Raw genomic sequence first — 22,809 nt, 5'->3', positions numbered from 1 at the left:
CGGAAGCCCCTGGCCGGCGATGTCGTCCCAGGATCGTTTTCCCCTTATCCAAGGAGCCCCATATGGCTGGCTGGTACGAGTTGAGCAAGAACGCGAAGGGCGAATTCCATTTCGTGCTGAAGGCGGGCAACGCCGAGACCATCCTCAGCAGCGAGCACTACGGTTCCCGGGCCGCCGCCGAGGGCGGCATCGCCTCGGTGCAGAAGAACAGCCCCGACCCGGCCCGCTACGAGCGCAAGGCCGCCAGCAACGGCAAGTTCTATTTCACCCTGAAGGCCGCCAACCACCAGGTCATCGGCACCAGCCAGATGTACGGCAGCGAGGCCGCGCGCGACGGCGGCATCGCCTCGGTGCAGAACAACGGGCCCAGCGCCACGGTGAAGGAGATCGCGTAGCCGCCTCGCGCGGCGTGCGGGAACGGGCGGCGGCCCCGGCGGCTCCATCGCGCCGGGGCCGGTCTTTTTCCGGCGGCCGTCCGGATACGGGCCGGTCGTCCACGTGACATCCGGCACTGCGGCCGGGCCAGCGGGGCCATGCCACCATGCGGACGGCTTCCGGTGGAGATGGCGATGAAGTTCCAGGCAATGGCTATCGCATTGTGCGCGTCCCTCGTCGTTCCTTCGCTCCAGGCCGGGGAAACCTGGATCCTCCGCACCGACTTGTGGGGCAACCCGGCGTTCTCGACGCTGACCATCGAGCGCGACGGCGCGCGCATCGGCGGCGACCTCGATGGCGACCGGGTCGAAGGAACCCTTGCCGGGCAACGCATCGCGTTCGGCGCGACCGAACGCAACGGCGGCGTATCGCGCTACACCGCCGACATCGAAGGCGAGCGCATGCAGGGCGAGGTGGATGCGCCCGACACCAACGATCGCCAGGCGCGGGCGCGGCACCGCTTCAGTGCATGGCGTCTGCCGGAGCGCGCTGCGGGCGCGCCGCGCACGCTCGATTTCCAACCCACCGATTATTCCAACACCTGGAACGCGGACCGCGCGCCGGTGCTGGTGCTTTGGCCCGGCGACACGGTGCGGACCAAGACGCTCGATTCCGGTGGCGTGGACGAGCACGGCGTCACCCGCGCGCTGTTCGGCAATCCGCAGACCGGACCGTTCTTCGTCGCCGGCGCGGCGCCCGGCGACACCCTCGTCGTCCACCTGCGGCGGCTGCGATTGAACCGCGACTACGCCGACAGCCTGGATACCGTCGTCGGGCGCGCCCTGCCGTCCAGCCTTGCGGCGCAGGCCGGCGAACTCGGCAAGCCGGTGCGCTGGACGCTCGACCGCATGCGCGGCACCGCGCGGCCCGAACACGCCGACGGCGCGCTGGCCGGTTACCAGGTACCGGTGAAGCCGATGCTGGGCGGATTGGCGGTCGCGCCGGGATTCGGCATGCCGCCGGTCTCGACCGGCGACACCGGCCGCTTCGGCGGCAACATGGACTTCAACGAGGTGGTCGAGGGCAACACCGTCTACCTGCCGGTGCAGCAACCCGGCGCGCTGCTGTACCTGGGCGATGCCCATGCGCTGCAGGGCGATGGCGAAACCAGCCAGTACGCGCTGGAGACCTCGATGGACGTGACGTTCTCGGTCGAGCTGATCAAGGGCAAGGCGATCGCCATGCCTCGCGTGGAGTCGGCCACGCAGGTCATGGCGCTCGGCCAGGCCGGCTCGCTCGACGAAGCGCTCAAGGCCGCCAGCGGCGGCATGATCGCGTGGCTGCAGCAGGACTACGGCATGACGCTGTCGCAGGCGGCCCAGGTGCTGGGCAGCGCGGCGCGCTACTCGGTGGCGAACCTGGCCGGCCGCAGCGTCGGCGTGGCGGCGAAGATCGACAAGGCCTTGTTGCCGGCATCGCGTCGCGTGGTCAGCGTGGAAGCCGGTCGCGACGACCGGCCCGCGTTGTGATCGAGGATGTAATCCATCGCAGGCGCAGCTGCAGGAGCCCCTTTTTGTGGGAGGGACTTCAGTCCCGACGGGCTTTACCGGGAAAGCCTGTCGGGACTGAAGTCCCTCCCACAAGGACTCTCTCTTCCCTATCCATTGTGGGGAACGCTCCATCGCGGCTGATGGCCCTGGGCCACCCAGAGCCGCTCCCACAAAAGCCACGCCTGCGATGGGTTCTATCGTGGCACTCCCTACAGGCATTCCTGTGGGAGGGACCTCAGTCCTGACAGGCTTCACCGGGAAAGCTTGTCGGGACTGAAGTCCCTCCCACAAGGACTCTCTCTTCCCTATCCATTGTGGGGAACGCTCCATCGCGGCTGATGGCCCTGGGCCACCCAGAGCTGCTCCCACAAGAAGTCACGTCTGCGATGGGCTCTACCGAGGCACTCCCTACAGGCATTCCTGTGGGAGGGACTTCAGTCCCGACGGGCTTCACCGGGAAAGCCTGTCGGGACTGAAGTCCCTCCCACAAAGACTCTCTCTTCCCTATCCATTGTGGGGAAAGCCCCATCGCGGCTGATGCCCTGGGCCACCCAGAGCTGCTCCCACAAAAGTCACGTCTGCGATGGGTTCTATCGTGGCACTCTCTACAAACATTCCTGTGGGAGGGACTTCAGTCCCGAGGGGCTTTACCGGGAAAGCCTGTCGGGACTGAAGTCCCTCCCACAAGGACTCTCTCTTCCCTATCCATTGTGGGGAAAGCCCCATCGCGGCTGATGGCCCTGGGCCACCCAGAGCTGCTCCCACAAAAGTCACGCCTGCGATGGGCTCCACCGAGGCACTCCCTACAGGCATTCCTGTGGGAGGGACTTCAGTCCCGACGGGCTTCACCGGGAAAGCCTGTCGGGACTGAAGTCCCTCCCACAAAGACTCTCTCTTCCTTATCCATTGCGGGGAAAGCCCCATCGCGGCTAATGGCCCTAGGCCACCCAGAGCCGCTCCCACAAAAAGCGGCGCCTGCGATTCGCGACGAGGTGACGAAGGTCAGCCGGCCGGCATCGCCTCGTACGCGCGCCGCACCGCGATCTCGCCGTAGCGGCGCTCCAGCCGCCGGATCGTGAAGTGGCCGCGCGCCATCGCCTGGAAGTGGCGGATGAACAGCATGTTGAGCGCCGCGCCGCTGGCGGCGCCGACCAGCGGAACCGCCTGCGCGGCGAGCTTCTCGCTGACGTTGACCGAAAAGCGCGCCGCGATGCGCGAAAGCAGCGTCACCAGGGCCGGGCCGCCCTTGTGGGCGAGGCCGTGCGCGGCGATGTGGCGCGCGGCGGCGTTGACCTGCTGCGCCATCGCCGCGCGCACCGCGAAGTAGCCGGACTCGCTGCCGTCGTCGCCGCGGCTGGGGCCGCCGTGGGCGAGCACTTCCAGGCAGGCCAGCGCGGTTTCCGGATCGTCCAGCCGCTCGCCTTCGGCGCGCGCGATCGCGGCGATCGAACGCAGCATCAGCGTGGTGGTCAGCGGCAGTTCCACCGCCAGGCCGGGCAGGCCGAAGAACCCTCCGCCGGCGCCGGTGAACATCACCGCCAGGCGATGGCGGCCGGTGCCGGCGCTGCGCTTGTCGCGGCGCAGGGTCAGCAGCGCCGACCGCAGCGACAGTTGCAGCGCGCGCCGGCTGATCGCGTCGATGCGCTGCGCGACCGATTTCGGCAGGCGCTTGTTGATCAGGCTCTCGATCGGCGCGCCCACGTAGTTGGCCAGTTGCGCGGCCAGGCCGGGGTTCTCCAGCAGTTCGCGCGCGGTGGCGAGATCGCGCAGGGCGGACTCGTCCATCACCGGGATCGGCAGCGGTTCGGTCACGGCGTCACCTCTCGGGTTCGAAAGCCAGGGCACCGATCATAGGCAGGCAAAGCTTCACGTTCCGTCATGCCAGCGCGATGTGGTTTTTTTGTGGGAGGGACTTCAGTCCCGATGAGCTTTACCGATAGAGCCCGTCGGGACCGAAGTCCCTCCCACAACCTTCCTGAATCGGCTCAGCGCGACAGGTCGATCGCGCAGGTGCCGGTGCCGTCGCCGTTGTCCTTGAGCACGCGCACGCTGTCCACGCCGGCGGCGCGGGCGACGTCGAGCTTGCCCGGCGCGCAGGCGAAGCTCAGCGGACCCTTGGCCTTGACCGGGGCGAAGCGCCAGGCGCGCGGCGGCAGGTCGGCGGCGCGCAGCGTGCCCTGCTTCTGCAGCCAGGCCGCGACGATCTCGCGCACGCCGTCCGGCGCCGGGAACACCACGCTGGAACCGTCCAGGCCCGGGAAGTTGCCGCCGCCGCTGGCGCGATAGTTGTTGGTCGCCACCACGAACGCCTGCCGCGGCGTCACCGGCTTGCCCTGCCAGGTCAGCGCGACGATGCGCTGCCCTTGCGGCCTGCTCACGTCGATCGTGTAGGCCAGCCCCGGCGCCTGCAGCTGGTCGGCGTTGTAGGGCACGTAGCGCTCGTTGATGAAGGGCTGCTCGCCGGGCTTGGCCGGATCGACCTGCGCGTAGCGGCTGGCGGACTGCTCCAGCCAGGCCTTGAGCCCGGCGCCGTCCACCTTCACCGCGGCCAGCGTGTTCGGATAGAAGTACAGGTCGGCGGCGCTGCGCAGGGTCAGCTCGCCGGCCGGCACGTCGGTGTAGTCGTCGGGACCGCCGAAACCGGTGCGGAACGGCGCCGCCGCCGACAGCACCGGCAGCGTGGCCAGGTCCGGGCGCGCCGCCGGCAGCTCGCGCAGCACGTAGTCGCGCTGGGCCGCGTTGACCACCGCCAGCGCGGTGCTGTTGCCCTGGTCGACGAAGTAGCTGCTCAGTTCGATCTCGCTGCGGCCGATCGGCGTGTTGACGTGGGCCTGGGCGGCGGCGTGCGCCTGCGCGACCAACGGCGCGATCGCCGGGTCGGCCGGCACGCAGTCGTCCTTGCCCTTGCAGATCGGGCGCACCTGGCTCTGGCTGGCGGCGGCGTCGACGGTCCAGCGGCCGTCCTTGCGCACCAGCTTCAGGTCGATCACGCCCAGGTCCTTGCCGAAGAAGCCGCCCATCACCGCCGGCTTGCCGCGCACCAGGCCGCGCTGGTTGTCCACCTCCGGCATGCCGGCGAAGCGCGGCCCCGGGAACTCGGTGTGCGAATGGCCGAGCAGCAGCACGTCGATGCCCGGCACGGCGGCGAGGTGCCAGCCGCCGTTCTCCATGTCCGGGGTGTACGGCGCGGTGTTGAGCCCGCCGTGCAGGATGCCGACCACGATGTCCGGATGCTGCGCCTGCAGCTCGGGCAGGTAGCGCCTGGCGGCCTCGACCACGCCGGTCACGGTGACCTTGCCTTCCAGGTTCTGCTTGTCCCATTCCAGGATCGGCGGCGGGGTGAAGCCGATGATGCCCACGCGCAGCGGCACCCGGCGGGAGGTGCCGTCGGCGTCGGTGACGACGATCGGCTTTTCCACCACCGCCCACGGCTTGAAGATCGGCGCGCCGTCGCGCGCGCTGAAGACGTTGCTCAGCACCAGCGGGAAGGCCGGGCCGGCGCAGCGGTCGCTGCGGCCGCCATCGACGTTCATCGGCGTGCCGGTCACCTGCGACAGGAACGGCAGGCCGTAGTTGAACTCGTGGTTGCCGGCGGTCCCGCCGTCGTAGCCGATCGCGTCCATCGCCTTGTAGATGGCCAGCTCCTCGTCGCAGCCGACCGGCTTGACCTTGGCCTGGTAGTCGGCCAGCACGCTGCCCTGGATGGTGTCGCCGCTGTCGAACAGGAAGGTGTTGGGGAATTCCCGGCGCGCCTGCCGGATCAGCGTGGCCACCCGCTCGTAGCCGACGGTCTTGTCCTCGCGCTGCCGGTAGTAGTCGTAGCTGAGCACGTTGGCGTGCACGTCGGTGGTCTCCAGGATCGCCACCCGCGCCTGCGCACCGTCGGCCAGGGCGGTCTTCGCCGTGGGAGCGGAGGCGCAGCCGGCGAGCGCGGCGGTGGCGGCCAGGGCGAGCAGGGAGGGGCGGATCGGGGATGCGGGCATGGCGACGGCAACGGCTTGGGAAAAGTGCGGGAACGGTAGCAGATCGGTGTTTCCGTACGCCGTCACCGGATCGGTACCGCAAGGATTGTGGGAGGGACTTCGGCCCCGACGCTTCATCGGTACCGCCCGTCGGGACCGAAGTCCCTCCCACAAGAACCATGGCGAGGTTGCATCAGCCCGAAACTTTCTCGAGGACCCGTCGTCCCCGCGCGGGCAGGGGCGAAGCCGGGTTGCTTGTGAGCCATCGGCTCGCACCTGGCTATGCGCGAGGCCAGGGCGCAAACCAGCGCCTTGAGCCATTGCCACAAGGCGCTGGGTCCCGCCTGCGCGGGGACGACGGGATGGGAACGATGACCGAGGCCCGATGCCGAAGGTGGCGGCAAAGTCCCGTCGCGGCTTGCACCGCTCCTGCGGAACGTTCCTGCGTCGCCCGGCAGCCATCCGTCCATCGTCATCTTCGCCCGCCTTGCCCCTCCCATGGCATCCAACGCCTACCATGAGCGTCCGCGCCGCTTGGGCACGCGGGCAGGGGACGGCGGCACCGACGGCGGGGACCGACCCGGCCTACACGTCCACTACGCTAGAACGGAAGCCACTACAGGGGGGAGGAGGCGCCGATGCGCGCACGCGATGTCATCCAGGGTTGTGCCTGTGCCTTGCTGCTGGCGGCCTGCGATCCGCCCGCGCCAGGGTCCTCGTCCACCGGCGACGCGCCCGGCGAGCCCGCCGGCGGGACCTTCGCCGCCCGCGCCCAGGCGCAGGACGCAATGGTCCCGGAGGCGGCGATCAAGGCGCTGGCGTCGCTGTTCGCGCCGGCCGACGGCGAACTGCATTACTTCGCCCGGGCGGTGGACCTGAACGACGACGGGCACGACGAGGTGGTGGTGGAGGTGATCGGCCCGGCGGTGTGCACCGACGAGGGCTGCTCGGTGTTCGTGCTGTCGCCGGACCCCACCGGCCTGTACAAGGTGGTCGCGCAGATCGGCCCGGCCGGTGCGCCCTTGTATGCGGCACGCTCGCGCAGCAACGGCTGGCGCGACCTGCTGGTCGGCATCAAGCCTGCGGGGCTGGCCCGGCTGGCCTACGACGGCAGGCGCTATCCGGAGAATCCCGCGCGCGTGCCGGTCCTGCCGCAGGCGCCGGCGGACGCGGAACTGCTGCTGCCCGTCCCCACCCCGGCCGACCAGCCGGCCCCGCTGCCGGTGCCGGTCCCGCCGTGAGGCGTGCCGCTCAGGCCGACAGCGCGCGTTCGATATCGGCCAGCGGCGAGTTGGTGAGGTCCTTGGCGAGGTCCATCACCAGCCGCTGCTGCGCCTGCTTGTGCAGCAGCGGGCGGATCCGGCCCAGCGTCTGCGGGTCGGCCACCAGCACCAGGTGCGCGTAGCGGTTGTTCAGCGCGTCCTCGTTGAGCTGTTCGGCCAGCTGCTTGGCGAAGGTGGCCTCGTTCAACTGCGCGATGCTCATCCCGTCCGGCATCGCGCCGGCCGGCCCCTGGCCGATCACGCCCTGTTCGGCCAGGGCCTGCACCTGCAGTTCCTCCTGTTGCTTGAGCACCAGCCGGTGGTCGCTTCCGACGTTGGTGAACACGCGGGCGGAGCCGCCGTCGGCGACGACGACCAAGGTGCCTTCGGGGATCTGCGGCATGGGGTTTCCTCGTTACGGTTGACCCTCGACGGTAGGCCAGCCGATGTGAGCGGGGCGAGGAACAAACGTGTGCATCGCGTTATCCCGTCCGCCAGCGCGCTGCGGGGAAGACTCGTGCGCGCATTCCGTGGCCGGCTGCGCTGGTTCTCGTGGGAGGGACTTCGGTCCCGGCGGGCTTGCTGCACAAGCGCCGGGACCGAAGTCCCTCCCGCAAGGCCTCCGTCCTCCCGGGATCCCCGACCCGGCTCCGGCCATACGCCCGCGAACGTGGCCGCGCCGCGCCGCTGGGCTTAAGATGCCGCGCGCTTTGAAAACCGAGAGGCAACCGCTTTGATCATCCATCCCAAGGTCCGCGGCTTCATCTGCACCACCACGCACCCGACCGGCTGCGACCTCAACGTGCGCGACCAGATCGCCGCCACCCGCGCGCTGGGCGTGCGCAACGACGGTCCCAGGAAGGTGCTGGTGATCGGCGCCTCCAGCGGCTACGGCCTGGCCGCGCGCATCTCCGCGGCGTTCGGCTTCGGCGCCGACACGCTCGGCGTGTTCTTCGAGAAGCCCGGCAGCGAGAAGAAGGCCGGCACCGCCGGCTGGTACAACGCCGCCGCCTTCGACAAGTACGCCAAGCAGGCCGGGCTGTACTCGCGCTCGATCAACGGCGACGCGTTCTCCGACGAGGTGCGCGCCAAGGCGATCGAGCTGATCAAGAACGAGATGGGCGGCAAGGTCGACCTGGTCGTCTATTCGCTGGCCTCGCCGGTGCGCAAGCTGCCGTCCACCGGCGAAGTGAAGCGCTCGGCGCTCAAGCCGATCGGCGCGCCGTACACCTCCAGCGCGATCGACACCAACAAGGACCAGGTGGTCCAGGCCACGGTCGAGCCGGCCACCGAGCAGGAGATCGAGGACACCGTCGCGGTGATGGGCGGCCAGGACTGGCAGCTGTGGATCGACGCGCTGGAGCAGGCCGGCGTGCTCGCCGAGGGCGCGCGCACCGTGGCCTTCAGCTACATCGGCACCGAGATCACCTGGCCGATCTACTGGCACGGCGCGCTCGGCAAGGCCAAGGCCGACCTGGACGCCACCGCGCGGCGCCTGGACGCGCGCCTGAAGGCGATCGGCGGCGGCGCGGCGAACGTGGCCGTGCTGAAGTCGGTGGTCACCCAGGCCAGCGCGGCGATCCCGGTGCTGCCGCTGTACATCGCCATCGTCTTCAAGGTGATGAAGGCCAAGGGCCTGCACGAAGGCACCATCGAGCAGCTCGACCGCCTGTTCCGCGAGCGCATGTACCGCGCCGACGGCCAGCCGGGCGAGGTCGACGCCGAGAACCGCCTGCGCCTGGACGACTGGGAGCTGCGCGAGGACGTGCAGGCCGAGTGCAAGGCGATCTGGCCGCAGGTCACCACCGAGAACCTGTTCGAGCTGACCGACTACGCCAGCTACAAGCACGAGTTCCTCAAGCTGTTCGGCTTCGAGCGCGACGACGTGGACTACGACGCCGAGGTCGACCCGGACGTGAAGTTCGACGTCATCGAGCTTTGATCGACGCCGCCGTCGTCCCCGCGCGGGCGGGGACGCGGCCCGCCCCGATCGGCGCGAAGGCCGCCGGATCCCGCGTCCACGGGGAGCATGCCTGGTGCCATGGAGATGGCACGGGCCGCGGCAAGGCTTGCCGCGGGCGCCAGCGCGGCGTGCACCGCTCCCGCCAAGCAGCGCACGCCTGGCATGTCCGCCCGGAGGCGCGCCACCCGGCGCATGCCGGACGCGCATTGCCGATCCCGGCCTGCACGACGGATAGTACGCACGCTCCTTGGCCCGACCGTCCATGATTCCTGCGCTATTGCCGATCGCCGTCGTCCTTGCCGTCGTGCTGCTGCTGTGGTGGCAACGGCGCCGGCGCCGCGACGAGGCATCGGCCGGATCCGCGGGAACGGACGCCGGGCCCCTGCCGCCACCGACCCTCGCCAGGCCGGCACCGCCCCCGTTGCGGCCGCTGCTGCGGCGCATGTACGCGGCGGTGATGGACACGCCCGCGCTGGCCGAGGAGTCGCCGTGCCCGGACGAGGCCCAGGCCCACGTGCTGGCGGCCGCCGGCGACGTGCTCGATCGCCTCGACGTGCGCCCCCAGCAGATGCCGCGCCGTCCGCACCTGCTGCCGCAGCTGATGCGCACGGTGAACGACCCCAATGCTTCCGGGCGCGACATCGCCGCGATCATCGCGCGCGACCCCGCGCTCGCCGCCAACCTGCTGCGCATCGCCAACAGCGCGCTCTACCGCCCGCAGGGCCAGCCGCTGGAAAACCTCGAACGCGCGGTGGTGCAGGTCGGGACCGAAGGCGTGCGCCAGATCGTCGCCACCGCGCTGATGCAGCCGGTGCTCGACCTGGACGGCTACCTGTTCGATCGCCTCCCGGCGGCGGTATGGGATTTCGCGCTGCGCAGCGCCGCGGCGACCGCCGGTTACGCGCGCCGGCGCCGGGGCGATGCGCTGTCGGCGCAACTGGTGGGCCTGCTGCACGGCCTCGGCGCGGTGGTGGCGATGCGCGTGCTGCGCGACGAGTACGCCAGCCGCCCCGGCATCGAGCCCGACCTGGGCGTGGCCGCGGCCCTGGTCGACCGCTACACCGCCGTCACCGCGCGCACCATCGCCATCGGCTGGAAGATGCCGCCGGCCCTCGCGGCGGCCCTCGACGAACAACGCCCCGAACGCGACGCCGTGGCCCCCGCCACGCCGTTGGGCACCGCCCTGCGCTACGGCCGCATGGCCGCCGCACTCGCGATCCTGGTACGCACCGGCGCCGAGACCGAAGAACACGCGCTGGCGCAACTGGCCGCGCTGGAACCCGACGTCGACGCCAATGCACGGCTGTGGAAGCGCCTGGTCGCACCGAACATAGAGTGAAGGGACCAACCCTCGCGGCCGGCGGGCTCGAGGAAGGCTGGGATTCGGGATTCGGGATTCGGAAAAGTAACAAGCCCGCTTCGGATCGCGCGCGAGAAGGACGCCCGGCCTTGCCGCGGGAACCTAAAGCCAACGCAATCCAGCCCGAACACAACCGTCGCCCACCGCAACACCACCCGTCGCTGAACCGCCCGATCCCCACCGTCAACACCGCAAACCACTCCACGTTCTCCGCATTGCCCGCCGTCCCCGACGGCATCGACGGAGACACCCCATGAACGGCCTTTTCCGCCCCCTCGCCCTGAGCGCCAGCCTCGCCCTGGCCGCCGCAGGCGCCGCCTTCGTTCCGCAAGCGCAAGCCCGCACCGTCGTCGACGTGGTGGTCGGCGTCCCGCCGCCGCCGCCGTACTACGTGCGCGTGCCGCCGCCCCGTCCCGGCTACGTCTGGGCCCCAGGCTACTGGCGCTGGGATGGCCCCGTGCGCCGCCACGTCTGGGTGGACGGCTACTGGGAACCGGTGCGCGTGGGCTACTACTACCGCCCCGCGCATTGGGAACACCGTGGCCGCAACTGGTGGTTCGTCCCCGGCGGCTGGGTGCGCTGAACGTTGCCGCGGTTGTCATGCAACCGCCACCCGACCGCGCTAGATTCCGCCAGCCTCCGCAGGATGCGGTCCCGCTCCATCGCGCCGACGGCCCCGGCCGCCGGCGCACCGCACGCCGCGCCTGATGACCCGTCCCTCCCATTCCGCCCTGTCCCTTGCCTGGCCGCGCGCCGCGGGCGGATCCTGGGCGTGCCTGGCCCAGCCGGCTCCATTGCCCTGAACCGAGCCACACGTTGAAGACGCCACCCCGCCGCCCCGACACCCCCGACAACCCGCAACGCCGCCGCCTGCTCGGCGGCATGGCCCTGGCCGGCAGCGCCCTCGCCGTCGGCGCGCCGCCCGGCGAGAGCGCGGCCAGCGCGCGCCCGAAGGCCGCGCCTCGCGGGAGCGCCACCGCGCTGGACCGCGCATTGCGCGAGCGCGTGCAACGCATCGTGGTGATCTATTGCGAGAACCGCAGCTTCAACAACCTGTTCCCGGACTTCCCCGGCCTGCAACGGCCGCTGTCGGCCCTGAAGCCGGCCGACGCGCTGCAGCGCGACCGCGACGGCAGCGTGCTCGACGTCCTGCCGCCGATCTGGGGCGGGATGGTGCCCGACGAACAGGTGGTCGACCATCGCCGCTACCGGATCGCCGAGGACGCGCTCGGCCCGCTGCCGAACGCACCGTTCGCGCTGGCCACGCCCGACGGCAGGCCGCTGCCGCACGGCGTGGTGACGCGCGACCTGGTGCACCGCTTCTACGAGAACCAGATGCAGATCAACGGCGGGCGCAACGACGGCTTCGCCGCCTGGGGCGACAGCGGCGCGCTGGTGATGGGCCATTACGGCGACGCGCCCGCCACGCTGCGGCTGTGGCAGCTGGCGCGCGAGTACACGCTCTGCGACAACTTCTTCATGGGCGCCTTCGGCGGCTCGTTCCTCAACCACCAGTACCTGGTCGCCGCGCAGCCGCCGTTCTACCCCGATGCCGACCGCAGCCCGGCGCGCCTGCAGACCGCGATCCTCGACGGCGACGACCCGCGCGGCACGCGCCTGCTGCTCGACGAGAAGAGCCCGCCGAGCGCGCTCGACGGCCGCCCGAAGTTCGTCCGCAACGGCGCGCTCACGCCCGACTTCTGGGCGGTCAACACGATGCTGCCGCCGTTCCAGCCGTGCGGCATGAACAACCCGGCGCGCCCGGACTACGCCCCGGCCGACAGCGCCAACGTGCTGCCGCCGCAGCGCCATCGCCACATCGGCGACGCGCTGGACGCGGCCGGCGTGGACTGGGCCTGGTACGCCGGCGGCTGGGCGCTGGCGGTGCAGGGCAACGGCGAGACCGGCGAGACCGCCGAGTTCCCCGGCAGCCCCAACTTCCAGTACCACCACCAGCCGTTCAACTACTTCGCCAACCTCGCTCCCGGCACGCCCGCGCGCGCCAGGCGCCTGCGCGACGGCGGCCTCGGCGACAGCGCGCCGGGCAACCGATTCATCGCCGACATCCGCGACGGCAAGCTGCCGCCGGTGACGTTCTACAAGCCGCAGGGCAACCTCAACATGCACGCCGGCTACTCCGACGTCGCCGCCGGCGACCGCCATGTCGCCTGCGTGATCGACGCACTGCGCAACGGCCCGCAGTGGGAGAACACCGTCGTGGTGATCACCTTCGACGAGAACGGCGGCTGGTGGGACCACGTCGCCCCGCCCAGGGCCGACCGCTGGGGCCCGGGCTCGCGCATCCCCGCGCTGGTGGTCTCGCCGCTGGCCAGGCGCGGCTTCGTCGACCACACCGTCTACGACACCGGCTCGATCCTGCGCCTGATCAACCGCCGCTTCGGCCTGGAGCCGTTGCCTGGCCTGGTCGAACGCGAACGCGCGATGCAGGCCGCCAGCGGCGTGACGCCGGGCGACCTGACCAACGCGCTGGAACTGGGCTGAGCCGCAGCGCGGGCCGCCGGCGGGATGGTGCTCCGGCGCTCCATTCCCGCCGGAGCACCGCTTCACGCATCGTCGTGCGCCCGTGTGGCACGCTTGGCGCGTGATCGTGGACGAGGATCCCTGCAATGACCCGCTCCCGGAAGTACCTCGCGCCGGTGTTGTTCCTGCTGGCCGCCGCGGCCATCTTCCAGTTCGGCCGCAGCATGGGTGAGTTCGCCTACTGGGTTTCGCACTGACGAACCCGCCGCAGCGGCTCAAGTACCGCCGCGCGCCGGTTCCGCCGCCTCGATGCCGTCGCCGGCCACCACGTTCTCCGGCAGCGATGGCAATACCGGGTCGACCGTGACCGGCACGTCGCCGCGCACCAGCGCGCGTGCCTCGGCATCGCTGCCCACCGCCGGCGGCGAACCGCGCAGCGGCAGGCCGGCCGTCTCGCGCACGAACAGCATCGTCACCAGGCCGATCGCCGCCGCACCCATCAGGTAGTAGGCCGGCACCAGCGGGTCGCCGCTGCGCTCGACCAGCCATGCGGTCACCAGCGGTGTGGTGCCGCCGAACAGCGAGACCGAGACGTTGAAGGCGATCGACAGCGCGCTGTAGCGCACCGGCGTGTAGAACAGCGCCGGCAGCGTGGACGGCATCGAGCTGGTGAAGCACACCAGCGCCAGGCCCAGCAGCACCAGGCCGAGGAAGATCAGGCCGTCATGGCCGCTGCCGACCAGCTTCAGGCAAGGCACCGCCAGCACCATCAGCGCCACGCAGGCGCCGATGATCATCGGCCGCCGTCCCAGGCGATCGCTGAACAGTCCGCCGAGCACGTTGAGCGGCATCATCACCAGCATCACGATCAGGATCAGCAGCAGGCCCTTGGTCTCGGCGTAGCCCATCGTCACCTCCAGGTAACTGGGCATGTAGGTCAGCAGCATGTAGTCGGTGACGTTGAACACCAGCACCAGGCCCACGCACTTGAGCAGCTGCGGCCAATGCACGCGCAGCATCTCGGCCAGGCGCGGCGCGGCATGCTCGCGCTCGCGGCGCTCGGCCTGCTCCACGTGCGCGCGGAACGCCGGCGTCTCCTCCAGCTTCATGCGCATGTACAGGCCGAGCAGGCCGAGCGGCCCCGCCACCAGGAACGGAAGGCGCCAGCCCCATTCCAGCATCTGCGCCGGCGTGAGCGACCAGTGCAGCGCGGTCACCACGCCGGCACCGGCGATGTAGCCGGCCAGCGTGCCGAACTCGAGCCAGCTGCCCATCAGGCCGCGGTTGCGGTCGGTGGCGTACTCGGCGATGAAGGTGGCCGCGCCGCCGTACTCGCCGCCGGTCGAGAAGCCCTGCACCAGCCGCGCCAGCAGCAGCAGCGCCGGCGCCCACAGGCCGATGCGGTCGTAGGAGGGGATCAGGCCGATGCTGAAGGTGCCCAGCGCCATCAGGATCATCGTGAAGGCGAGCACCTTCTGGCGGCCGTAACGGTCGCCGAGCGGGCCGAACACCAGCCCGCCCAGCGGACGCACCAGGAACGCGACCGTGAACGTGGCGAAGGTGGCGATCAACTGCGCGGTCGGACTGCTGGTCGGGAAGAACACCTGGCCGAGCACCACGGCGATGTAGCCGTACACGCCGAAGTCGAACCACTCCATGGCGTTGCCGAGCGCGGCGGCGCCGACCGCCTTGCGCAGCATGGGACGGTCCACCACGGTGACGTCGTCGAGCCGCAGCTGGCGCCTGCGCTTGAACCAGCCGAAGTGGACGTGGGCGGCATGCGAATCCTGCATCTGGGTTTTCCTCCTGCGGCGATGCCGATCCTGTTTCCGTTGCGCGCGCGCAAGCAGGCCCATGCCGATGCGCCGAATGCGCGTGGACTTGCGGGGAATCGCCGGGCCTCCGCGTGCGAACCACGGACGGCCAGGCCAGGATTGGCAGGTGAGAGGACCGGGCGGAACACGGTCCAGGGAACGGATTGCGAACGGCATTATAACCGCTGCGCTCACGCGAGCCTGACTGCGCGTTCACATCGATGCGCCCATCGCGCGCGACGCGCGATGTCGCGCATGGAGGCTTCGCCCGCCTGCACGATGCGCCCGCCCTATCTCCCCACGCCGATCCGTCCTAAGGTCTTGCACCGGATCGTCCAAAGGGGAACCACGCCATGCGCCTGCCGCACTTGATCGCCCCGGCCATGCTCGCCTGTGCCGCCGCGGCCCATGCCGCGCCGCCGGGGCAACGCACCTACGCCAACCCGCTCGACATCGACTACCGCTACAACTTCGAGCAGCTCAACGAGGGCATTTCCTACCGCACCGGCGCCGATCCGGTGTTCGTGCGCTCCGGCGACGCGTACTACCTGTTCCTGACGCTGGCCGACGGCTACTGGCGTTCCACCAACCTGGTCGACTGGACCTTCGTCGCGCCCAGCCGCTGGCCGTTCGAGAGCATCGTCGCGCCGGCCGTCGTGGCCGACGGCGAGCGGCTGGTGATCATGCAATCCGCGTTCGGTCCGCGCCCGCTGCTGGAAACGCGCGATCCCGCGCGAGGACGGCTCGATTTCCTCACGCGCCTGCTGCCGTCGATCCCGACCACGATGGCGGAAGGCCGCGACCAGCCGCCGCTGCCGCCGGGCCGCACGCCGCCCGGCCCCTGGGATCCGGCGCTGTTCATCGACGACGACGGCCAGTGGTACCTGTACTGGGGCTCGTCGGACCGCTATCCGCTGTACGGCATCGCGATGGACCGCGGCGCGCGCGGCTTCGCCTTCCGCGGCACGCCCACGCCGCTGGTCTCGGCGGACCCGCAGCGCCACGGCTGGGAACGCTTCGGCCCCGACCACCGCGGCGCGGTCCTCTCCGACGGCAGCATCGCGCGCAGCTACCTGGAAGGCGCGTGGATGACCAAGGCCGGCGGCCGCTACTACCTGCAGTACGCCGCACCGGGCACCGAGTACAACGCCTATGCCACCGGCGTCTACGTCGGCGACCATCCGCTCGGCCCGTTCCGCTACGCCGACTACAACCCGGTGGCGTACAAGCCCGGCGGTTTCGTGCAGGGCGCCGGCCACGGCTCCACGTTCCAGGACGCGCACGGCAACTGGTGGAACAGCGGCACGCCATGGATCGGCGCCAACTGGACCTTCGAGCGCCGCATCGCGCTGTTCCCGGCCGCCTTCGCCGACGACGGGCAGATGCGCGTGTCGACCCGCTTCGGCGACTTCCCGCACTGGATGCCGGATGGCCCGGTCGACGATCCGCAGGCGCTGTTCACCGGCTGGATGCTGCTGTCCTACCGCAAGCCGGCGCATGCCTCGTCCACGCTCGGCGAGTTCGCCGCGGCCCGCGCCACCGACGAGGACCCGCGCACGTTCTGGGTCGCCGCGCGCAACGCCGCCGGCGAGGCGCTCACCGTCGACCTGGGCGCGGAGAAGACCGTGCGCGCGGTGCAGGTGAACTACGCCGACTACCGATCCGGACGCTATGGCGATGCGCCCGACATCTATACGAGCTTCCGGCTCGAACACTCGCGCGATGGCCGCCATTGGCAGCCGCTGGCCGAGGTCGGCGACGGCCCGGACCGCCGCGACCGCCCCAATGCCTACCTGCAATTGCCCGCGCCGGTGCGCACCCGCTACGTGCGCTACGTGCATGGGCACGTCGGCGCCGCGCACCTGGCGATCAGCGACCTGCGCGTGTTCGGCAACGCCGACGGCCCGCCGCCCGCGACGCCGCGCGAGGTGCGCGTCGAGCGCGGCAGCGACCGCCGGGATGCCACCGTGCGCTGGCGGGCGGTACCCGGCGCGGTCGGCTACAACGTGCGCTGGGGCCTGCGTCCGGACCGCCTCGACCTGACCTACCAGGTCTTCGCCGACCGCGGCACCGAACTGGAGATCCGCGCGTTGAACGTCGATACCGGCTACGTGTTCGCGGTGGAAGCGTTCGACGAACGCGGGGTCTCGCCGGTCAGCGAGGTGGTGCCGGCGAAGTGAAGGCCAAGCCGCCGGACGACATGCGATCGCCCGGCACCGTATGTCCGTCTCACGGGCTGAGACGCCCTCGTGCTTTGATGGCGCCCTTTGATCGGCCGACCGTCTCCATGACCTTCTCCCTCGCCCCCCGCACCGAAGCCAGCGAACGGGCGCTGGCGACCACCGATGGCCGGCCGTCGCGGGACGGGGCGCTGCTGAGCCGGCGCCTGGAGCGGCGCTATCGCGACCGGATCACCGGCAGCTTCACCATCCCCGGGCGCGAGGGACGCTATGCGCCGATCCCGGACGACGTGCCGGCCGAGCTGAAGGCGGCGCTGCGGGCGCGCGGGATCGAGCGGCTGTACTCGCACCAGGCCGAGGCCTGGGAGGCGACGCAGCGCGGCGAGCACGTCGCCATCGTCACGCCCACCGCCTCGGGCAAGTCGCTGTGCTACACGCTGCCGGTGGTCAGCGCGGCGATGCAGGGCGATGCGAAGGCGCTGTACCTGTTCCCGACCAAGGCACTGGCGCAGGACCAGGTGGCCGAGCTGCTGGAGCTCAACCGCGCCGGCGACCTGGGCGTGAAGGCCTTCACCTTCGACGGCGACACGCCGGGGGACGCGCGCCAGGCGATCCGGCTGCACGGCGACATCGTGGTCAGCAACCCGGACATGCTGCACCAGGCGATCCTGCCGCACCACACCAAGTGGGCGCAGTTCTTCGAGAACCTGCGCTACGTGGTGATCGACGAGATCCACACCTACCGCGGCGTGTTCGGCAGCCACGTCACCAACGTGCTGCGCCGGCTCAAGCGCATCTGCGCGTTCTACGGCGCCGAGCCGCAGTTCATCCTGTGCTCGGCGACGATCGGCAACCCGCACGCGCATGCCGAGGCGCTGGTCGAGCAGCGCGTGCACGCCATCGTCGAATCGGGCGCGCCGAGCGGCGACAAGCACATGCTGCTGTGGAACCCGCCGGTGGTGAACCCGGACCTGGGCCTGCGCGCGTCGGCGCGCTCGCAGAGCAACCGCATCGCGCGCATCGCGATCAAGAGCGGGCTGAAGACGCTGGTGTTCGCGCAGACGCGGCTGATGGTGGAGGTGCTGACCAAGTACCTGAAGGACATCTTCGACCACGACCCGCGCAAGCCGGCGCGCATCCGCGCCTATCGCGGCGGCTACCTGCCGACCGAGCGGCGCGAGGTGGAGCGGGCGATGCGCGCCGGCGACATCGACGGCATCGTCTCGACCTCCGCGCTGGAGCTGGGCGTGGACATCGGCGCGCTCGACGTGGTGATCCTCAACGGCTATCCGGGCAGCGTGGCCGCGACCTGGCAGCGCTTCGGGCGCGCCGGGCGCCGCCGGCAGCCGGCGCTGGGCGTGCTGGTGGCCAGTTCGCAGCCGCTGGACCAGTACGTGGTGCGGCATCCGGACTTCTTCGCCGACGCTTCGCCCGAACATGCGCGGATCGCGCCGGACCAGCCGCTGATCCTGTTCGACCACATCCGCTGCGCCGCGTTCGAGCTGCCGTTCCTGGCCGGCGAGGCGTTCGGCCCGGTCGACCCGGCGGTGTTCCTGGAGGCACTGGCCGAGAGCGGCGTGGTGCACCAGGAGGGCGAGCGCTGGGAGTGGATCGCCGACAGCTACCCGGCCAACGCGGTGAGCCTGCGCTCGGTGGCCGAAGGCAACTTCGTGGTGGTGGACCGCAGCGACGGCAAGCAGCAGATCATCGCCGAGGTGGACTATTCGGCCGCCGCGCTGACCCTGTACGAGGGCGCGATCCACATGGTGCAGTCCACGCCCTACCAGGTGGAAAGGCTCGATTGGGACGGCCGCAAGGCCTACGTCACGCGCACGCACGTGGACTACTACACCGACAGCATCGACTACACCAAGCTGAAGGTGCTCGACCGCTTCGACGGCAGCGCGGCCGGGCGCGGCGACAGCCACCACGGCGAGGTGCACGTGGTGCGGCGCGTGGCCGGCTACAAGAAGATCCGCTACTACACCCACGAGAACATCGGCTACGGCCCGGTCAACCTGCCCGACCAGGAACTGCACACGACCGCGGTGTGGTGGCAGCTGCCGCAGGCCACGCTGCTGCGCGAGTTCGCCGATCGCCAGGCCGCGCTGGACGGTTTCCTCGGCGCGGCCTACGCGCTGCACATCGTCGCCACGGTCGCGGTGATGGCCGACGCGCGCGACCTGCAGAAGGCGGTCGGCAACGGCGACGGCGCCTGGTTCGCGATCGCCGACGAGAGCGGGCGCGGCCAGGTGCGTGGCGCCGAGCGCGAGGGCGGGGTGGAGCTGCAGCAGAGCTTCGTGCCGACCGTGTACCTGTACGACAACTTCCCCGGCGGCGTGGGCCTGAGCGAACCGCTGTGGCGGCGCCAGGCGGAACTGGTGCAGCGCGCGGGCGAGCTGGTGCAGCGCTGCGACTGCAAGGCCGGCTGCCCGGCCTGCGTCGGCCCGGTGCTGGCGGCGCAGGAGGAAGGCCGCGGCGACTCGCCGAAGACGCTCGCGCTGAAGGTGCTGGCCCTGCTGCGCGAGGCCGACGCGCTGCGATGAGCATCAGCCTGGACAAGCTGCGCGCGCTGCGGAAGCAAGCGGGCGGAGCGGTGAAACCGGCGGAAGCTTCCGAGCCTGCCGTCCACGCCACCGCCCGGGAAAATGGCCGCGCCCCGGCGACATCGACCCGCCACGATGCTCGGCGCGCCGCCGCGCGGGGCGATGCTTCCGACGAGGGCTGTCTTGTGGGAGGGACTTCAGTCTCGACAAGGCTTCCCTCTGATGCAGAGAGCCCGCACAAAAGCCCGTCGGGACTGAAGTCCCTCCCACAGAAGTCCCTCCCACAAAACACACCCGCCCCGCAGGGTTCGGCATTCGCCTGGATCGACGCATCCGCGAGTCCCGCGGCTCCCGTGCGCAATGCCTCCCATGACCTCGACGCCTTGCGTCGCCTGCTCGGCCTGCGCGAACGCAAGCCAACCGCAAGCGCCTCCGCGCCGGCCCGCCCGGCCGCGGTCGACCGCACGCTGCCGGGGCAGGAGATCGCCCCGGGCCTGTGGCGGATCGAAGCCTTCCTGCCGCAGCCGATCCCGGCCGCGCCGCTGTCGCTGGCGTTCGCGCGGCGCCCGGACGACGCCGTGGCCCCGCGCGACCTGCTGTTCTTCGACACCGAGACCACCGGCCTGGCCGGCGGCACCGGTACGCGCGCCTTCATGATCGGTGCCGCCGACTGGCACGTGGACGCCGCGGGCCGCGAAGGCCTGCGCGTGCGCCAGCTGCTGATGGCGACGATGGCGGCGGAGACCGCGATGCTGCGCGAGTTCGCCGGCTGGCTGGGCCCGGCCACGGTACTCTCCAGCTACAACGGCCGCTGCTACGACGCCCCGCTGCTGAAGACGCGCTTCCGGCTGGCCAGGTTGGCCGAACCGCTGGGCGCGCTCGACCACGTCGACCTGCTGTTCCCCACCCGCCGCCGCTATGGCGGCCACTGGGAGAACTGCCGCCTGGCCACGATCGAGCGGCACCTGCTGCGGATCGTGCGCGAGGACGACCTCCCCGGCTCGGAAGCCCCGGCCGCCTGGCTCACCTGGCTGCGCGGCGGCAGCGCGCGCAGCCTGCACCGCGTCGCCGCGCACAACCACCAGGACGTAGTGACGCTGGCGTTGCTGTTCCGGCGCCTGGTGGAAGCGGAAGCGGAGGAGCGGACGGCTTTGCGGTTGCAGGAAGCCGGCATGAGTGAAAGCGATCCGCCCATCAGCTTCAGCGAATGAATGAAGGCGCCCGTGCTGTTGCTGTTGCTGTTGCTGTTGCTGTTGCTGTTGCTCGCGATTTTGCTTGAGCTTTTGACTTTGACTTGCCGGGGCCCCTCCGAAGCGGCGGAGACAATGGGAAAAACCCGAAGGGCGGCGCACAAGGATGTGCGCCGTTTTCGGCCGCGGCAGGATGCCGCGTCCGAAAATCCCATTGGCTCCGCGGACCCGCAGCGCAGCTGCGGGCGCGCAGGCGGGGTGTGCTTTCTTTTGGTTACTTTTCTTTGCACAAGCAAAGAAAAGTGACTCGCCGAAGGCGAAAGCTTTTGCTACTACCCCAGACAGAAGAAGCAAAAGCAACGTCCATGGATCTTCGATCCCCCCGGCCACCGAGCCCAACCCGATGGCATCCAGCAGCGGCAAACCAGCAGCCGCAAGCAGCGACCTTCGCCCGCCTTCGCGAGCGCAACCGCGGAGACATTGCGCGAAGGGTTCTTAGCGCCAGTGGAGCCAACCTCCCGATCGGCCCCGCGAAACAACTCCCTCAGCGCGCACGCGCCTCCGCCGCATCGGCCGCCCGCTCGGCCCGCTCCGCCGCCGCCTCGTTGGCACGCTGCGCCGCATCCATGCTGCGCGTCGCAGCCGCCGCCGCACGGGTCGCGGCGCGGACCTGCTCCCGGGCCTGCGCCATCGCCTGCTTCTGCTCGCGCATCGCCACCGCCTGCGCACGGCTCGCCTCGACGCCGGCGCGGCGCGCTTCCTCCGCGGCCTGGCGCAGCTGCGGTCCCAGCAGCTCCATCTGCCGGCCGACCTCCTGCAACGCCAGCTGCGCGGCCTGGATACCCAGCTCGCCCGCACTGTCGGCCAGCGCGGCATGCTCCGGGCCGAGTTCAGCGAGCACGGCATCGTGGGCCTCGCGGCGGGCATCCGCGATGGCGCGGCCGATCTCGCGGCGATCTTCCTCGCTCAGCCATCCACCCTGCACGCTTGGCGCGGGAGCGGCCGCCGGCATGGGCGCGGCCGCGACCGCCGGTGGCGGGGCAGGCGGCGCGGCGGGAGCGGCCGCCTGGGCCGGCGCCGCCGGCGGCAGCGGAGCCACCGGCGCAGGGCTGCGATCGGCCCCGGCAGGCACGGTGACCGCTGGCGTTTCGCCCGGCGCGGCGGTGCCGGCGACCAGCCGCAGCGGCGTGATCGCCGCGATGGCCACCGCGCCGAGCAGCAGGCGCGTGCCCCAGCCCGGCGTGCCGGCGGCGTGTTGCAGCAACGTCAGGCGGCGCTTGAGGCTGAGGAAACTGGGCGAGGCGCTGGCCAGGCCGGCGTGCGGGCGCCGCGCCACGCCGAGCTGCACCAGCAGGCGTCCGTAGTCGTGCGCGCAGCGGCGGTTGCCCGCGACCACCGCCGCATCGCAGGCGGCCTCGCGCGCGATGCCGTACTCGCGCACGGCCAGGTGCACCGCCGGATGGAAGAAGAACAGGTGCTGGGCCAGCGCCGGCACCAGGCCCAGCCACAGGTCGCGGCGGCCCAGGTGGACCAGCTCATGGGTCAGCGCCATGTCGAGGTCGTCGTCGTTCATCGTGGCGAACCGGCGCGCCGGCAGCAGCAGCACCGGCCGCCACGGTCCCACCAGCTGCGGCGAATCGATCGCATCGCTGACCCGCAGTTGCGGTGCCTGGCGCAGCCCGTGCGCCTCGGCGGCCAGGCGCAGCGCCGCATCGAGGCGCGCGTCCGGGCACGGTCGCGCATCGCGCAGCAGGCGACGGCTGGCGCGGAAGGCGAACGCGGTGCGCAAGGCCAGCACCAGCACGCCGGCCAGCCACAGCGCCGCCACGGCATGGGTCCAGTCGAACCGCATTGCGCCGGCCGCCGGCGCGGCATCGGCAGCGGCCAGCGCCGGCACGACCATGGCCTCGACCTGCGCCGCCGGCAACAGCGGCAGCTCGACCGCGCCCGGCGCGAACAGGCCGACCAGCGCCTGCAGCGCGACCAGCCACCACAGCCAGCACTGGCTGGCGGCAGGCAGGCGCTTGAAGCCGCGGCACACCAGCCAGACCAGGCCGGCGAGCAGCAGCGTCTGCACGCTGGTCGCGGCCAGGCGTCCCAACAGCATGTCCAGGAACGTGTCCATC

At 71.0% G+C, this 22,809-nt stretch carries 16 protein-coding genes; 11 read left to right on the top strand and 5 right to left on the bottom strand.

The genetic code is table 11. The annotated features are described in order from the left end of the window. Positions 1-62 precede the first annotated feature (62 nt). The gene (locus M3M27_RS00305) at positions 63-395 is read left to right on the top strand and encodes a YegP family protein (protein WP_140724637.1); all 333 of its coding nucleotides are present in this window, start codon (positions 63-65) and stop codon (positions 393-395) included. A gap of 189 nt (positions 396-584) precedes the next feature. Continuing rightward, a complete protein-coding gene (locus M3M27_RS00300) occupies positions 585-1,904 on the top strand; it encodes an acetamidase/formamidase family protein (RefSeq protein WP_434026787.1) in 1,320 nt (439 codons plus the stop codon). A 1,023-nt stretch (positions 1,905-2,927) separates the two neighbouring features. On the opposite strand, the gene M3M27_RS00295 is transcribed toward M3M27_RS00300, so the two are convergent. Both M3M27_RS00295 and M3M27_RS00290 read right to left on the bottom strand, forming a co-directional pair. Beyond that, positions 2,928-3,710 carry an EcsC family protein gene (locus tag M3M27_RS00295; RefSeq protein WP_140725302.1) on the bottom strand — a complete coding sequence of 261 codons (783 nt, stop codon included), beginning with the start codon at positions 3,708-3,710 and terminating at the stop codon, positions 2,928-2,930. Positions 3,711-3,910: 200 nt separating this feature from the next. After that, the gene (locus tag M3M27_RS00290) at positions 3,911-5,908 is read right to left on the bottom strand and encodes a bifunctional 2',3'-cyclic-nucleotide 2'-phosphodiesterase/3'-nucleotidase (RefSeq protein ID WP_434026786.1); all 1,998 of its coding nucleotides are present in this window, start codon (positions 5,906-5,908) and stop codon (positions 3,911-3,913) included. A gap of 617 nt (positions 5,909-6,525) precedes the next feature. Here M3M27_RS00290 and M3M27_RS00285 point away from each other — a divergent pair. Continuing rightward, positions 6,526-7,128, top strand: a complete 603-nt coding sequence (locus M3M27_RS00285) for a hypothetical protein (RefSeq protein WP_434026785.1) — start codon at positions 6,526-6,528, stop codon at positions 7,126-7,128. Between the two features lie 10 nt (positions 7,129-7,138). On the opposite strand, the gene M3M27_RS00280 is transcribed toward M3M27_RS00285, so the two are convergent. Beyond that, the gene (locus M3M27_RS00280) at positions 7,139-7,552 is read right to left on the bottom strand and encodes a host attachment family protein (protein WP_140724624.1); all 414 of its coding nucleotides are present in this window, start codon (positions 7,550-7,552) and stop codon (positions 7,139-7,141) included. 330 nt (positions 7,553-7,882) lie between these two features. Between M3M27_RS00280 and fabV the strand changes: the two genes are divergently transcribed. The 4 genes from fabV to acpA all read left to right on the top strand — a co-directional run bounded on the left by fabV (position 7,883) and on the right by acpA (position 12,974). Next, a complete protein-coding gene (gene fabV / locus M3M27_RS00275) occupies positions 7,883-9,091 on the top strand; it encodes an enoyl-ACP reductase FabV (RefSeq protein WP_140724621.1) in 1,209 nt (402 codons plus the stop codon). A gap of 283 nt (positions 9,092-9,374) precedes the next feature. Beyond that, entirely contained in the window at positions 9,375-10,451 is a 1,077-nt protein-coding gene (locus M3M27_RS00270) for an HDOD domain-containing protein (protein ID WP_434026784.1), read from the top strand. Positions 10,452-10,725: 274 nt separating this feature from the next. Next, positions 10,726-11,055 carry a YXWGXW repeat-containing protein gene (locus tag M3M27_RS00265; RefSeq protein WP_434026783.1) on the top strand — a complete coding sequence of 110 codons (330 nt, stop codon included), beginning with the start codon at positions 10,726-10,728 and terminating at the stop codon, positions 11,053-11,055. A gap of 233 nt (positions 11,056-11,288) precedes the next feature. Further along, positions 11,289-12,974: an acid phosphatase gene (gene acpA, locus M3M27_RS00260; protein WP_434026782.1), complete on the top strand. Its 1,686-nt coding sequence runs from the start codon at positions 11,289-11,291 to the stop codon at positions 12,972-12,974. Positions 12,975-13,228: 254 nt separating this feature from the next. On the opposite strand, the gene proP is transcribed toward acpA, so the two are convergent. Then, a complete protein-coding gene (proP, locus tag M3M27_RS00255) occupies positions 13,229-14,746 on the bottom strand; it encodes a glycine betaine/L-proline transporter ProP (protein ID WP_434026781.1) in 1,518 nt (505 codons plus the stop codon). A gap of 374 nt (positions 14,747-15,120) precedes the next feature. Here proP and M3M27_RS00250 point away from each other — a divergent pair, with 374 nt between their 5' ends. From M3M27_RS00250 to M3M27_RS00235, 4 genes are all read left to right on the top strand, one after another. Further along, positions 15,121-16,947 (top strand): family 43 glycosylhydrolase, encoded by a 1,827-nt coding sequence (locus tag M3M27_RS00250; protein ID WP_434026780.1) that lies wholly within the window; start codon positions 15,121-15,123, stop codon positions 16,945-16,947. A gap of 107 nt (positions 16,948-17,054) precedes the next feature. After that, positions 17,055-19,493, top strand: a complete 2,439-nt coding sequence (locus M3M27_RS00245; protein ID WP_434026779.1) for a DEAD/DEAH box helicase — start codon at positions 17,055-17,057, stop codon at positions 19,491-19,493. A gap of 353 nt (positions 19,494-19,846) precedes the next feature. Further along, the gene (locus M3M27_RS00240) at positions 19,847-20,704 is read left to right on the top strand and encodes a ribonuclease H-like domain-containing protein (RefSeq protein ID WP_434026778.1); all 858 of its coding nucleotides are present in this window, start codon (positions 19,847-19,849) and stop codon (positions 20,702-20,704) included. A 12-nt stretch (positions 20,705-20,716) separates the two neighbouring features. Beyond that, a complete protein-coding gene (locus M3M27_RS00235) occupies positions 20,717-20,989 on the top strand; it encodes a hypothetical protein (RefSeq protein ID WP_434026777.1) in 273 nt (90 codons plus the stop codon). Positions 20,990-21,227: 238 nt separating this feature from the next. Here the strand turns inward: M3M27_RS00235 and M3M27_RS00230 are convergent, their stop codons facing one another. Continuing rightward, positions 21,228-22,808: a M56 family metallopeptidase gene (locus tag M3M27_RS00230; RefSeq protein WP_434026776.1), complete on the bottom strand. Its 1,581-nt coding sequence runs from the start codon at positions 22,806-22,808 to the stop codon at positions 21,228-21,230. Between the last annotated feature and the right edge of the window lies 1 nt (position 22,809).

Source organism: Xanthomonas boreopolis (genome assembly GCF_046529185.1).
Lineage (GTDB): Bacteria > Pseudomonadota > Gammaproteobacteria > Xanthomonadales > Xanthomonadaceae > Pseudomonas_S > Pseudomonas_S boreopolis.
Note: the sequence above shows the minus strand (reverse complement) of the source record. Positions and strands in the feature narration are given on the sequence as shown.